At 64.7% G+C, this 12,264-nt stretch carries 15 protein-coding genes; 4 read left to right on the forward strand and 11 right to left on the reverse strand.

All coding sequences use genetic code 11. The features are described 5' to 3' along the window. Positions 1 to 2: 2 nt before the first annotated feature. The 3 genes from AC1D1F_RS21165 to AC1D1F_RS21175 are packed head-to-tail and all read right to left on the reverse strand — an operon-like array spanning position 3 to position 2,074. Entirely contained in the window at positions 3 to 644 is a 642-nt protein-coding gene (locus AC1D1F_RS21165; RefSeq protein WP_477676716.1) for a MotA/TolQ/ExbB proton channel family protein, read from the reverse strand. Between the two features lie 39 nt (positions 645 to 683). Then, complete coding sequence (dapB, locus tag AC1D1F_RS21170; protein ID WP_477697029.1) at positions 684 to 1,517, reverse strand: 4-hydroxy-tetrahydrodipicolinate reductase; 834 nt, start codon at positions 1,515 to 1,517, stop codon at positions 684 to 686. Continuing rightward, positions 1,514 to 2,074, reverse strand: coding sequence for an outer membrane protein assembly factor BamE (locus AC1D1F_RS21175; protein ID WP_477676718.1), 561 nt, complete (start codon positions 2,072 to 2,074; stop codon positions 1,514 to 1,516). The genes dapB and AC1D1F_RS21175 overlap by 4 nt, the downstream gene beginning before the upstream one ends. A gap of 126 nt (positions 2,075 to 2,200) precedes the next feature. Here AC1D1F_RS21175 and fur point away from each other — a divergent pair, with 126 nt between their 5' ends. Next, positions 2,201 to 2,653: a ferric iron uptake transcriptional regulator gene (fur, locus tag AC1D1F_RS21180; RefSeq protein ID WP_477656095.1), complete on the forward strand. Its 453-nt coding sequence runs from the start codon at positions 2,201 to 2,203 to the stop codon at positions 2,651 to 2,653. A gap of 145 nt (positions 2,654 to 2,798) precedes the next feature. On the opposite strand, the gene hprK is transcribed toward fur, so the two are convergent. The 3 genes from hprK to hpf form a co-directional block, all read right to left on the reverse strand. Continuing rightward, positions 2,799 to 3,749, reverse strand: coding sequence for an HPr(Ser) kinase/phosphatase (gene hprK / locus AC1D1F_RS21185; RefSeq protein ID WP_436155918.1), 951 nt, complete (start codon positions 3,747 to 3,749; stop codon positions 2,799 to 2,801). Between the two features lie 33 nt (positions 3,750 to 3,782). Beyond that, positions 3,783 to 4,256: a PTS sugar transporter subunit IIA gene (locus tag AC1D1F_RS21190; protein ID WP_477656096.1), complete on the reverse strand. Its 474-nt coding sequence runs from the start codon at positions 4,254 to 4,256 to the stop codon at positions 3,783 to 3,785. A gap of 183 nt (positions 4,257 to 4,439) precedes the next feature. Next, positions 4,440 to 4,769: a ribosome hibernation-promoting factor, HPF/YfiA family gene (gene hpf / locus AC1D1F_RS21195; protein ID WP_411879632.1), complete on the reverse strand. Its 330-nt coding sequence runs from the start codon at positions 4,767 to 4,769 to the stop codon at positions 4,440 to 4,442. Positions 4,770 to 5,237: 468 nt separating this feature from the next. Between hpf and AC1D1F_RS21200 the strand changes: the two genes are divergently transcribed. Beyond that, positions 5,238 to 6,455 (forward strand): patatin-like phospholipase family protein, encoded by a 1,218-nt coding sequence (locus tag AC1D1F_RS21200; protein ID WP_477677666.1) that lies wholly within the window; start codon positions 5,238 to 5,240, stop codon positions 6,453 to 6,455. A gap of 242 nt (positions 6,456 to 6,697) precedes the next feature. Next, the gene (gene corA / locus AC1D1F_RS21205) at positions 6,698 to 7,684 is read left to right on the forward strand and encodes a magnesium/cobalt transporter CorA (protein ID WP_436155921.1); all 987 of its coding nucleotides are present in this window, start codon (positions 6,698 to 6,700) and stop codon (positions 7,682 to 7,684) included. Positions 7,685 to 7,699: 15 nt separating this feature from the next. Here the strand turns inward: corA and AC1D1F_RS21210 are convergent, their stop codons facing one another. From AC1D1F_RS21210 to AC1D1F_RS21230, 5 genes are all read right to left on the reverse strand, one after another. Beyond that, the gene (locus AC1D1F_RS21210) at positions 7,700 to 8,173 is read right to left on the reverse strand and encodes an OsmC family protein (protein ID WP_477656098.1); all 474 of its coding nucleotides are present in this window, start codon (positions 8,171 to 8,173) and stop codon (positions 7,700 to 7,702) included. 21 nt (positions 8,174 to 8,194) lie between these two features. Further along, the gene (locus tag AC1D1F_RS21215; RefSeq protein ID WP_477677667.1) at positions 8,195 to 9,127 is read right to left on the reverse strand and encodes an alpha/beta fold hydrolase; all 933 of its coding nucleotides are present in this window, start codon (positions 9,125 to 9,127) and stop codon (positions 8,195 to 8,197) included. Positions 9,128 to 9,145: 18 nt separating this feature from the next. Beyond that, positions 9,146 to 9,637, reverse strand: coding sequence for a nuclear transport factor 2 family protein (locus AC1D1F_RS21220; protein ID WP_477700828.1), 492 nt, complete (start codon positions 9,635 to 9,637; stop codon positions 9,146 to 9,148). A 92-nt stretch (positions 9,638 to 9,729) separates the two neighbouring features. Beyond that, the gene (locus AC1D1F_RS21225) at positions 9,730 to 10,236 is read right to left on the reverse strand and encodes a CinA family protein (RefSeq protein ID WP_477677669.1); all 507 of its coding nucleotides are present in this window, start codon (positions 10,234 to 10,236) and stop codon (positions 9,730 to 9,732) included. Then, positions 10,233 to 10,751, reverse strand: a complete 519-nt coding sequence (locus AC1D1F_RS21230) for a phosphatidylglycerophosphatase A family protein (protein ID WP_477677670.1) — start codon at positions 10,749 to 10,751, stop codon at positions 10,233 to 10,235. The genes AC1D1F_RS21225 and AC1D1F_RS21230 overlap by 4 nt, the downstream gene beginning before the upstream one ends. Before the next feature lie 108 nt (positions 10,752 to 10,859). Here AC1D1F_RS21230 and AC1D1F_RS21235 point away from each other — a divergent pair, with 108 nt between their 5' ends. Beyond that, complete coding sequence (locus AC1D1F_RS21235; RefSeq protein WP_477677671.1) at positions 10,860 to 12,263, forward strand: esterase-like activity of phytase family protein; 1,404 nt, start codon at positions 10,860 to 10,862, stop codon at positions 12,261 to 12,263. Position 12,264 lies beyond the last annotated feature (1 nt).

Consider the following 12,264-nt stretch of genomic DNA (forward strand, 5'->3'; position numbering starts at 1 on the left):
GGTCAAGCCTTGTGCGCCAGGAGCTCGCGCAAATCGCGGGCGAAGCCTTCAAGGTCGGCTTCGATGCGGCCTATGTAGCGGCCGAAGATGTTGTAGGCCAGCACGGCCGGGATGGCCACGGCCAGGCCGGCGGCCGTCATGATAAGGGCTTCGCCGACGGGGCCGGAAACCTTGTCGATGGTGATCTGGCCGGCCGAGGCGATGCCGACCAGCGCGTGGTAAATCCCCCAGACCGTGCCCAGCAGCCCCACAAAAGGCGCGGTGGAGCCGACGGTGGCCAGCAGCACCTGGCCGAACTGCAGCTTGTGCAGCACGGCGTGCAGCGCGTCGCGCAACACACGGGTCAGTTGCTGGGATTTGTCGCCCGCCGTGGCCAGCGTGCCGCCGGCCGGAAGGGCCGTCGCGGCGATCAGCGGCAGCACCAGGGCTTCGCGGTCGAAGGCGGCGACTTTTTCCCGGGCTTGTTCGACCGAGGCCGATTGCCAGAAAGCGGCGGTGCTGCGCGCGACGTCGCCGCCGGCACGGCGAAGCAGCCAGGTTTTCCAGAGGATCACGACCCAGCTCGCCACCGACATGCCTAGCAGCAGGACGGCCACCAGCTGGCTGACGATACCGCCTTGGGTCATGAGGCTGAAGAAGTCCATCCGGTTACACCTTTGAAGCTGCCGCGGCCTGCGCCGCGTTTATTTTTTGAGGCCCAGCACGTCGAACATGTCGAAAAGGCCGGTGGCATGGCCGTCCAGGAAGCGGGCGGCGCGCAGGCTGCCCTGGGCATAGTTGCTGCGGCTGGACGACTTGTGGCTGATCTCTATGCGTTCGCCGGTGCCCAGAAACATCACGGTGTGGTCGCCGACGACGTCGCCGCCGCGCACGGCGGAAAAGCCGATGGACAGGGGATCGCGTTCGCCCGTCACGCCTTCGCGCGCATAGACACCGCAGTCCTTGAGGTCGCGGCCCAGCGCGCCGGCGATTACCTCGCCCATCTTGAGCGCGGTGCCGGAGGGCGCGTCGACCTTGTGGCGGTGGTGCGCCTCGACGATTTCAATGTCGTAGCCGGTGGACAGGGCCTGTGCCGCCATTTCGAGCAGCTTGAGCGTGACGTTGACGCCCACGCTCATGTTGGGCGCCATGACGATGGCGATGTCCTTGGCGGCGGCGGCGATTTCGGCTTTCTGCGCCTCCGAGAAGCCCGTGGTGCCTATGACCAGCTTGACCCCCATTTCGCGGCAGGCCGCCAGGTGGGCCAGCGTGCCTTCGGGGCGGGTGAAGTCGATCAGCACGCGGGAGTCTTTTAAGCCCTGGCGGATGTCGGCGTTGATGAGCACACCGCTGGCGCGGCCCGAGAACGCGGCGGCATCGCTGCCCACGGCCGGGCTGGAGGCCAAGTCAAGCGCGCCGGTCAGCTGGCAGTCGGTGCTGGCGGCGATGGCTTCGACCAGCATCTGGCCCATGCGGCCGCTGGCGCCCGCCACCGCGACCCTGTGTCGGCGGGCCTGGTTGAGGGCCGCCCCGCTCACTGTTTCGGGCTTTCGAGGGGAGGGTAGCTGGCGGCCGGCGTGCCGGCGGGTACGCTGGCAGGGGCCGCGGCGCTGGCTGAGGCGGATTTGGGTTTTTCGGCGGCCTTCAGCTGCGCTTCGGTGGCTTCCAGCACAGGCACGTCGCCCAGCTTGCGCCGGTTGCCCAGCTTGGAGATGAATTCGGTCTCGCTCGGCATGGCGTCGCCTTCAAAGCGCTCGAGCTGGTCGTTCTTGAAGAACACGGTGTACTTGTAGGACTGGGGCTCCACGCCCTGGCGCTTCAGGGTGAAAACGTAATCCCAGCGGTCACCGTGGAACAGGCTGGCCATCAGCGGCGTGCCCATCGTGGCCTTGACCTGGTCGCGCGTCATGCCTGCTTTCAGCTGCTCGACCTGCTCCTTGGAGACAAAGTTGCCCTGGATGACGTCGATCTTGTAGGGGGTCACCCAGTTGACCGGGTTGATGGAACTGCCGCGCATGCCGCCGCAGGACGCCAGCACCGTGCAAGCCAGGAGCAGGAAAGCGGTTCGGGCGCTGTAACGATGATTTGCAGGCATGGCTGACATAGTAAGGGGGTGTAGCGATATGATTGTTCATTGTAGCGGCTGGGGGCTCCCGGCCTGCGCCTGCCCTGAAGGGTCACAACCGCCGCGTCACACCGGTTTCACCCAGAGAGTTTTCCCATGAGCAACATCGACGAACTGAAAAATACCGGCCTCAAGGCAACTTTGCCGCGCCTGAAAATCCTGGAGATTTTTCAGGCGGGAAAACAGCGCCACATGACGGCTGAAGACGTGTTCCGGGTGCTGCTCGAGGAGCGTTCGGACATCGGCCTGGCCACCGTCTACCGGGTGCTGACCCAGTTCGAGCAGGCGGGTTTGCTGAATCGCAGCAATTTCGAGTCCGGCAAGGCGGTCTACGAGATCAACGAAGGCCAGCACCACGACCACCTGGTCTGCCTGGACTGCGGCAAGGTCGAGGAGTTTTACGACGCCGAGATCGAAAAACGCCAGCAGTCGGTCGCCAAGTCCAAGGGCTTTACCATCGCCGACCACTCCCTGTCCATCTACGCCAACTGCACCAAGGACAAATGCCCCAACCGCAACGGCATGCCGGTGAGGCATCACCACGCTTGAGTTGAGCGGGTATGCGGCGCGGCCTAGAAGGTGTGAAGAAACCGTAGCGAGCGCCCCGAGGTCGCGTCGAGGACCGGAGCCGTACACCCGTACGGCGAGGCCGCAGGCGCGAGATCGGGGGGCGCAGTAGGTTTATTCGCGCCTTCTAGTCGTCTTGTTCCATGGCGCGGCGGTGCCGCTCCACGAATTCCTGGTAGGTATTGATGCCGCGCAGCTGCAAAATCGCGTTGCGCACCGCGGCTTCCACCAGCACGGCGATGTTGCGGCCGGCCTCCACCTGGATGATGACCTTGCGCACCGGAATTCCCAGCACGTCCTGCGTCAGCGGCTCATAGGGAATGCGTTCGTAGTCGCGCTCCAGCGTCTCGCGGCGCACCAGGTGCACGATCATCTTCAGGCGCATCTTGCGGCGCACCGCCGTCTCGCCGAAGATCGCCTTGATGTCGAGCAGGCCTATGCCGCGCACTTCGAGCAGGTTCTGCAGCAGCTCTGGGCAGCGCCCTTCGATGGTGGTCTGGTTGATGCGGTACAGATCGACCGCGTCGTCGGCCACCAGGCCGTGGCCGCGCGAGATCAGCTCCAGGCCCAGCTCGCTTTTGCCCAGGCCCGACTCGCCGGTGATCATCACGCCCAGGCCGAGGATGTCCATGAACACGCCGTGCATCGAAGTGCGGTCGGCGAAGTGTTTGGACAGATAGGCCCGCAGCACGTCGATCACGAAGGCGGCCGACTCCGGCGTGGAGAACATCGGCAGCTGCGCGCGCTCGCACATGGACAGCAGCGTGTCGGGCGCCACCTGGCCGTCGGCCACGACCAGCACCGGCGGTTCCAGCGTGATGATGCGGGAGATGCGGCGGGCGCAATCCTCGGGGCTGGCGTTGGTCAGGTAGGCGACCTCGCGCTCGCCCAGGATCTGCACGCGGTAGGGATGGATGTAGTTGAGGTAACCGACCAGGTCGGCGCCGGAACGCGCGGCCCGCACGGCCACTTCGTCGAAGCGCCGCTCGGAGGCGCCCAGGCCGGCGACCCATTCCCATTTCAGGGAAGCGCGGTGGTCCTCAAATAAAACGTCAGCGCTGACGACGGTGGGCTTCATGCCGGCCTGTGATTCGGGAGCGGCCGATAAGGCCTAGGAGCTGACTTCGTGGACGGAATGCCAGGAAGCGATCAGGTGGTGCAGTCCGGCGGCATCGGTGCTGGTCTTGAGCTGTTCGCGCAGGGTGCTGTCGCTGAGCAGCTCGGCGATTTCCGAGAGGATTTCGAGGTGTTTTTGCGTGGCGGCTTCGGGGACCAGCAGGAAAATCAGCAGGCCCACGGCCTGCTCGTCCGGTGCGTCAAAGCCGATCGGCGATTGCAGCAGGAACACCGCCGCCATGGGCGCCTTGAGTCCCTTGATGCGGCCGTGCGGAATCGCCACCCCGTGGCCCAGGCCGGTCGAGCCCAGGCGTTCACGGGCGAACAGGCTGTCGGTGATCAGCGCGCGGTTCAGGCCGTGCTGGTTTTCGAACAGCAGCCCGGCTTCTTCAAAAGCGCGTTTTTTGCTGGTCGCTTCAACGCTGACCAGCACTTGGGAGGGGGGCAATATTTGCGAAAGACGGTTCATAACAATCTTTTAGTCGCCGAATTATGCACTTTGCAGCGGGTTTGCTGGAAAAAGAGGCATAAAAAAGCCGCTTGAGTGCTTCAAGCGGCTTCTTTCAACAACTTGCGCAAGCTCTGTACAGGGCGGCCGGGGCGGAAGATTCCGCCGGACCGCACCGGCTGAGGCAGAAAACGGAAAGGCCCTTCAGGCCTGGCGCTTGGCGGCAATGTGGTGGTGGTCCTGGGTTCTGGTTTTGTAACGTCCGACCTGGCGGTCCAGCTTGTCGGTCAACTCGTCAACGGCGGCGTAAAGATCAGCGTGGGAACTCTCGGCAAACAGGTCGCGGCCCTTGACGTGCACATTGCACTCGGCCCGCTGGCGTCTTTCCTTTTCTTTCATGTTGTCCACTGTCAACAGGACTTTTACGTCCACTACCTGGTCGAAATGCCGGGTAATCCGATCCAGCTTGCTGGTCACGTATCCGCGCAGCGCGGGGGTGACTTCAAGATGGTGACCGCTGATCGTCAAGTTCATAAAGAGACTCCTTTTCCAGGGTTGGAGCTGGGGTTTGAAAACACCACCCGGCCCGTGAGGGAAGGGCGGCAGACGGGGACAACGCTCTTGGATTTACTATGCGCCCGAAGGCCCCCAATTGCAACCGGGCTTGCAATAAATAATGAAACCTTGTGAAAAACCCCTTGACCCTGCATTTCGCAGCCCAGTGCCGCGTCGGCGAGCCATCCGCGCGGGCGCGGCAAGCACTTGATTTCACTGATTTTTTCGCGGTCGGTGCGGCGCGCGAACGGGTGCCGGGCTTGCGGGAAATCCGTGCGGACGGCATCATGCGGACACCATTGACGCGTGTCTATCCGTGCCGGGACAAGCCCCGGGCAAGGACGGAGCGGGCCTGTCCGCGGGCAGCAGGAAAAACCATAACAACCAGCCTCTTCACGACCATGCACCGCCCGTTCCTATCCCATTCGCCGCAGACCCGGCCCGGCCATGTCGCTTGAGACCATTATTTCCTCCGCATTGACCCGGCCTGACGAGGACCGCAACGCCCTGGTGCTGATGGGCGGCGGCGCGCGCACCGCCTACCAGGCGGGGGTTCTGCATGCGCTGTCGACCATGCTGAGCCTGCAGGGCGGCGGGGCCGGCGAACGTTTTCCGTTCAGCATCCTGGTTGGCACGTCGGCCGGCGCGCTCAATGCCGCCTTCCTGGCCAGCCGCGCCGGCGAAGGCCTGCAGGCCTTTTCCCAACTCGCGAGTTTCTGGACCACGCTGCGTTCCTCGCAGGTTTACAAGCTCAAGGTGCCGGCGTGGATACGCTCCAGCCGCATCGCGGCGGCGCTGTTTTTGTCGCAGCAGATGCGGGCGCAGCAGGCCCTGCTGGACAACACGCCGCTGGTGGACACGCTGCACCGCGTGATTTCGCTGGGCCGCATCGAGCAGGCCCTGCAGGACAGGACCTTGCGCGCCGTGGCCGTCACCGCCTCCAGCTACAGCAGCGGCGTGCACTGGACGTTTTGCCAGATGGCGGCGGGCCGCCAGTCCGACCTGTGGAGCCGGCCCGGCCGCCGTGCCGAATTCCAGCCCATCACCATCGAGCACCTGATGGCCTCCAGCGCCATTCCCTTCCTGTTTCCATCCACGCCGCTGTGGGTGGACGGCCACCCCGAATTTTTCGGCGACGGTTCCATGCGCCAGAGCTCTCCGCTCTCGCCCGCGCTGCACCTGGGCGCCGGCAAGGTGCTGGTGATAGGCGTCGGCCAGCCCGAGCGGGCCGGTTTTGTCGGCGGCGGCAACGGCGCCAGCGTCACCGGCCGGCCCACGCTGGGCGCCATCGCCGGCCATGCCATGGCCAGCGTTTTCCAGGACACGCTGCAGGCCGACGTGGAGCAGGCCCAGCGCGTGAGCAAAACCGTGCGCCAGATGCCGCGTGAAATCGCGGCCGTCATGCCCTACCGCCCGGTGGACATTCTCGCGATCGCGCCTTCGCAGTCGCTGGACGCGCTGGCGCAGGCCCATGCGGCCGAGTTGCCCACAGGCACCTACAACGCCCTCGCGGGCCTGGGCGCGCTGGGCGCCAAGGGCAGTCCCGGTGGCGCCGCGCTGGCCAGTTATCTGCTGTTCGAGCCTGGCTTTGTAAAGGCGCTGATGGCGCTGGGTGAGCACGACGCATATGCCCGCAAGGACGAATTGCTGGCCTTTTTTATGTAGCTCTTGCGATGGATAAGCCGGGCTTGAAATGCCATAATCGCCGCTGTTCAATTACGGAGAAATCCTTGGAAAGCAGCCCTAGTCGCTAGCTTTCAACACCGCAGACTGACGCTGGCTTGCAAAAGCTCACGTTCAAAGGGGGTTGAAAGCGATGCACCATCCCACCGCCCCTTTACCCCGCTTTCGCGCAAGGCCCCGAGCGCATGCCTTGCGCGGGCCCTTGAACCGATAGGCAGTCAGCCATGCTCAATATTTTCACGCTCGCCAACGGCCGGCTTTTCCAGGAAGAAATCGAATCCCTGGAAGAACTCTCCAAGTTCCAGCCGATCTGGGTGGACCTGGAGTCCCCCACCCTCGAAGAAAAACGCTGGATCAAGCAGTACTACGGCCTGTCCATTCCCGAAGACGCGATGGACGAGGACATTGAGGAGTCCGCGCGTTTTTACGAGGAAGACAACGGCGAGCTGCACATACGCTCCGACTTCCTGATCGCCGACGACGCCGAGCCGCGCACCGTTCGCGTGGCCTTCATCCTGAACCTCGTCAACGACGACCTCAAGAGCAAGGGCGTGCTGTTTTCCATCCACGACGAGGACGTGCCGGTGTTCCGATTGCTGCGCATGCGCGCGCGCCGCGCGCCCGGTCTGATCGAGGATGCCAAGGAAGTGCTGCTCAAGCTGTTCGACGCCGACGCCGAATATTCGGCCGACACGCTCGAGGGCATTTACGTCGAGCTCGAAAAAGTCAGCGCCCAGGTGCTGTCGGGCGACGTGACCGACGCGCTGGCCGGTGAGGTGCTGGGCGCCATCGCCCGCCACGAGGACTTGAACGGCCGCATACGCCGCAACATGATGGACACGCGCCGCGCCGTCAGTTTCATGATGCGCAGCAAGATGCTCAACGCCGAGCAGTTCGAGGAAGCGCGGCAGATCCTGCGCGACATCGATTCGCTGGACTCGCACACCGCCTTCCTGTTCGACAAGATCAACTTCCTGATGGACGCCACGGTCGGTTTCATCAACATCAACCAGAACAAGATCATCAAGATCTTCTCGGTGGCCAGCGTTGCGCTGTTGCCGCCCACGCTGATCGCCAGCGTCTACGGCATGAACTTCAAGCTCATGCCCGAGCTCGACTGGTCGCTGGGCTATCCCTACGCCATCCTGCTGATGGTGGCGAGCGCCGTGGTGCCCATGTGGTACTTCAGGAAGCGCGGCTGGCTGAAGTAGGGGCGGCGCTTCCGCTCAGGCGCCTGCGTATACCGGCTCGCAGCGCACCTCGGTCTTCACCGAGTTGGCGATGAAGCAGGCCTCGTGCGCGTCATGGTGCAGCTTGTCCAGTTCCTCGCGGCTGGGCTGGCGCTCACCGGAGAACGTCACCTCGGGGTGCAGGGTCACGATGGTCATGGCGACCTTGCCTTCGGCGTTCTTTTCCATCACGCCGGTCGCCGCATCGAAGTAGCGGTCCACGCGGAACTTGCGCTTGACGGCCATGGTCAGGAACCACAGCATGTGGCAGCTCGACAGCGAAGACACAAACGCTTCTTCCGGGTCCAGCGCCGACGCGTCGGACATGGGCAGCGGCACGACGGACGGCGAGGACGAACCCGGCACCTCCAGCCCGCCGTCAAAGCGCAGCAGGTGGCGGCGGCTGTAGCGGTTGTCCAGGAAGTCGGCGTCCTTGCGTTCCCACAAGGTTTCTGCGGCGTAGTGCGACATGGTCTGAAAGTCCGGAGTGAATCAGTTGAAGAAATCCTGCAGCGCCCGGGCCGTCGCCTCGGGCTGCTCTTCGGGAATGAAATGGCCGGCCGGCATACCCTGGCCGGTGACTTCGCCGCTGCACTGGGCCTGCCACAGCGCCAGCGGGTCGAACATGCGGTGCACCACGCCGCGCTCGCCCCAGAGCACCAGCAGATCGCAGGCCAGCTTCAGGCCGTGCGCGCGCCCGTCGCGGTCGTGCTCCAGGTCTATGCCGGCGCTGGCGCGGTAGTCCTCGCAAGCGGCGTGCAGCGCCTCGGCGTTGCAAAAGCTGCGCTCGTATTCAGCCAGCGCCCGAGGCTCGATGTAGTTCATGCCCGCGCTGCCCCAGCCGCCCAGCTTGGCGTGCAAATAGGCTTTGGCGGTTTCGGGGTGGTTGGCACCCATCATGATCTCCGGCAACGGCGCCGGCTGCAGCATGTGGAACCAGTGGTAGTAGGCGCGGGCAAAGGCCATGTAGGGCTCGGTCATGCTGCGGCCCTCATACATGTCCAGCGTGGGCGCGATGTCGATGACGCACAGCTTGAGCACGCGCGCGGCGTGGTCCAGCGCCAGCCGGTGTGCCACACGCCCGCCGCGGTCGTGGCCGCACAGGAAAAAACGGTTGACGCCCAGCGCGTCCATCACGCCTGTCATGTCGTGCGCCATGTTGCGCTTGCTGTAGTTGCTGTGGTCGGGCAGGCCCGCTGTCTTGGAGGAGTCGCCGTAACCGCGCAGGTCGGGCATGACCAGGAAATAGTCGCCGGCCAGGCGCTGGGCCACGCGGTGCCACATGACGTGCGATTGCGGAAATCCGTGCAACAGCAGCAGTGCTGGTCGCAGCGGCTCGCCCAGCGTGGTTTTAGAGACCCGCGCATTGATGGAGGCGCCGTTGACCTCAAAACTGCGCGATTCAAAACCGTCAAACCAGGTCATGGGCAACTCCCGTCGGGGTTAAGTCTTGCGTTGGGACAGGTATTTTTGCAGATTTGCCGCCGCCCCTGCCCGCACCTTCGCGCGCAGAAAGGGCGTCCAGCCCAGCAGCAGGCCGGGCGCGCCCAGCGCCKGGCGCGACCAGGCCCAGAAATCAAAGTGGTCGCGGTGGCGGCTGATGAGCCCCTGTTCATTGAATTCGAACTCGCCGTCGATCACGTTGTGCACCATGCGCCCGGTGGTGCTGAAACGGTAGTCGGCCTCCCAGTGCGACTTGCCGCTGCGCGCATCGGCTTCAATGCCGCTCCAGCTGAGTTTCCAGACGTCGGTGCCCTTGGCCTTGGTCACGTCGCAGAGCATGTGCCACATGCCGGTGACCTCTTTGTGGCCGCGCAGCGAAAAGGCCTCGTCGTCGAACTGCGCGTCGGGCGCATAGCAGGCGGCCATGGCATCGGAGTCGAGGCGGGCGAAGGACGCGTAGAAGTGTTCGAGGGTGATCTGGTTGGGGTGCATGCTGTCTCCTGGTCGGGATTGTCGGGATCTCGGGTGATGGACGGGTCCGCGAACTCTATAGCGCCCGGTGCCGTGCAGGCGTCGCTCACGCGTCAGCCGGCTTCTCCCGGTTTGCCCGGTTCTTCCAGCAGCTCCAGCAGCCGCTGCATCGCATGCCGCACCGTGGCGCTACGCACCGCGGCCCGGTCGCCGTCAAAACGCCGGACTTCCGACACCAGCCGCCCCGGCAGCGCAAAGGCAAACCATACCGTACCCACGGGCTTGGCCGCGCTACCGCCCGTCGGGCCGGCTACGCCCGTGACGGCCACGGCCACCTGGGCGCGTGAACGCTCCAGCGCGCCGGAGGCCATGGCGCGCGCCACTTCCTCGCTGACCGCGCCGCGCCTGGCGATCAGCGGGGCCGGGACGCCCAGCAGTTCCGTTTTTGCCTCGTTGGAATAAGTGACGAAGCCGCGCTCAAACCAGCTGCTGGAGCCGGCCAGGTCGGTGCAGGCGGCGGAGATCATGCCGCCGGTACAGCTTTCGGCGGTGGCCAGCATCCGCCCCTGGGCCTGCAGCAGGGCGGCGAGTTGTCCGGCCAGTTCGGGTACGCCGTTCACCAGAACCTCCAGAGGGCGATCACCAGCAGCGCGCAAAAGGCCGCCACAAAATCGTCAAACAGGATGCCGAAACCGCCGCGCCAGTTAAAGCCCTTGAAGGCCTGGTCGGCCCAGGCCACGGGACCGGGTTTCACGGCGTCAAAAAAGCGGAACAGCACAAACGCGGCCAGCTGCGACCAGAAGTCGGCGGGCATCACCAGCCACAGCACCAGCCAGAAGGCCACCACCTCGTCCCAGACGATGCTGCCCGGGTCCAGGACGTTCATGGCCTTTGCCGCCACGGTGCAGGCCCACCATCCCACCAGGGTGGAGGCGGCGATCAGCCAGCCCATTTCGGCCGGCGTGAGCCACTGCTGCAGCACCAGGAAGGCCAGCCAGGCCCACAGCGTGCCGGCCGTGCCGGGCGCGACCGGGCTCAGGCCGGCGCCAAAGCCCAGGGCGATGAAGTGCGCGGGATGCGCCAGCAGAAATTTCGCGGTGGGCCGGAAGGCGGGCGGCGGCGTGGTGTCGGTCATGGTGGGGGTTGCCGGGCGGCGATGCCCGGGGTTGTGGCTGATTTTGTCACAGCGGTTTCACACGCTGCCTGCACAGTCCAGCGATTCACCAGCAAGAGGGATTTCGGGATGAGCAAACACAAGCAGGTTTTGAGCAAGATGAACGCATTGACCCTGGCCGCCGCCTGCGCGCTGTGCCTGGCGGCCGGCGGCGGCCGCGCGCAAACCGCACCGGCGGTGGAGGCCACGCTGGCCGGCCATGCGGCCCTGGCTGCCGACGCCTCGGTGGCTGCGCCGCGCGATGCCGGCGCCTTTTTCGCCACGACGGGAAAATTCGCCAATGCCAGGCGCCAGCGCAATGAGCAGCTCGGCAGCGAAAGCACCAACACCTTTGTCGGCGACCCCAAATATCCGCGCGCTTCCGGCGGCACGCTGCCGATGAAGGGCCAGTCGGTCCAGGGTTTTTCGGGCATTGTGTCGCTGGGCAAGGGCGAGTTCCTGGCGCTGACCGACAACGGCTTCGGCAATAAGATCAATTCGCAGGATGCGCTGCTGATGGTGCACCGGCTGTCGGTCGACTGGAGCAAGGGCCAGGTTCTGCGCCGAGGCACGACCTTTCTGAGCGACCCGGACAAGCGCGTGCCCTTTCATATCCAGAACGAAAACACCGCGCGCCGTTATCTCACCGGCATCGACTTCGACCCCGAATCCCTGCAGGTGGTGGGCAATGAATGGTGGATAGGCGAGGAGTTCGGCCCGTATGTGCTGCGCACCGACTTCCAGGGACGGGTTCTGGGCGTGATCGAGACGGTCATCAGCGGCAAGCTGCACGCCTCGCCAGACCACTATATGCAGGGGCGGCTGCCGAATCTCCCCGGCGAGGCCTTGTTCGAGGTGCGGCGCTCCAACGGCTTTGAGTCCATGGCCAAATCGCCCGACGGCAGCAAGCTCTATCCGATGTTCGAGGGCCCGTTGTTCGACGCTGCCGCCAAGAGCGTCGAAAAAGCCGGCGACAAAACCTATGTGCGCATCAACGAGCTGGATGTCGCCACGCGGAGCTACACCGGCAAGCAGTGGAAATACCTGCTCGAAGAAGTGGGCAATGTGGCCGCCGACTTTCAGTTGCTGGACGCCACCACAGGCCTGGTGATCGAGCGCGACGACAACACGGAAGGCATCGCGCCGGAATGCCCCAATGAAGCGCGCACCGATTGCTTCACGCGGCCCGCGCGTTTCAAGCGTGTCTACAAGATTGACCTGGCCGCCGCCGATGCGGACGGCTTTGTGCGCAAGGTCGCCTACGTCGACCTGACCCGCATCGCCAACCCGAAGCGCCTGGCCAAACTGGGGCCCAACGAAGCGGTCTTTGCATTGCCGCACCTGGGCCCTGAAGGGCTTGCGGTGGTCGATGCCACACACATCGTGCTGGTGAATGACAACAACTTTCCGTATTCATCCGGCCGCGAGATCGGCAAGCCCGATGCGAATGAGCTGACCCTGCTGGATATTCGCGCGCTGATCGAGGCCAGATAAG

It is taken from the genome of Polaromonas sp. P1_H6 (assembly GCF_056405195.1).

Bases quoted from the DNA above. Each gene is read 5' to 3' on its own strand.
- hprK (WP_436155918.1), bottom strand. From the start codon at position 3,749: ATGAAGCCCACCGTCGTCAGCGCTGACGTTTTATTTGAGGACCACCGC.
- fur (WP_477656095.1), top strand. From the start codon at position 2,201: ATGAGCAACATCGACGAACTGAAAAATACCGGCCTCAAGGCAACTTTG.
- AC1D1F_RS21175 (WP_477676718.1), bottom strand. From the start codon at position 2,074: ATGCCTGCAAATCATCGTTACAGCGCCCGAACCGCTTTCCTGCTCCTG.
- AC1D1F_RS21235 (WP_477677671.1), top strand. From the start codon at position 10,860: ATGAGCAAACACAAGCAGGTTTTGAGCAAGATGAACGCATTGACCCTG.
- hpf (WP_411879632.1), bottom strand. From the start codon at position 4,769: ATGAACTTGACGATCAGCGGTCACCATCTTGAAGTCACCCCCGCGCTG.
- AC1D1F_RS21210 (WP_477656098.1), bottom strand. From the start codon at position 8,173: ATGTCGCACTACGCCGCAGAAACCTTGTGGGAACGCAAGGACGCCGAC.
- corA (WP_436155921.1), top strand. From the start codon at position 6,698: ATGCTCAATATTTTCACGCTCGCCAACGGCCGGCTTTTCCAGGAAGAA.
- AC1D1F_RS21215 (WP_477677667.1), bottom strand. From the start codon at position 9,127: ATGACCTGGTTTGACGGTTTTGAATCGCGCAGTTTTGAGGTCAACGGC.
- AC1D1F_RS21230 (WP_477677670.1), bottom strand. From the start codon at position 10,751: ATGACCGACACCACGCCGCCGCCCGCCTTCCGGCCCACCGCGAAATTT.
- AC1D1F_RS21165 (WP_477676716.1), bottom strand. From the start codon at position 644: ATGGACTTCTTCAGCCTCATGACCCAAGGCGGTATCGTCAGCCAGCTG.
- AC1D1F_RS21190 (WP_477656096.1), bottom strand. From the start codon at position 4,256: ATGAACCGTCTTTCGCAAATATTGCCCCCCTCCCAAGTGCTGGTCAGC.
- AC1D1F_RS21200 (WP_477677666.1), top strand. From the start codon at position 5,238: ATGTCGCTTGAGACCATTATTTCCTCCGCATTGACCCGGCCTGACGAG.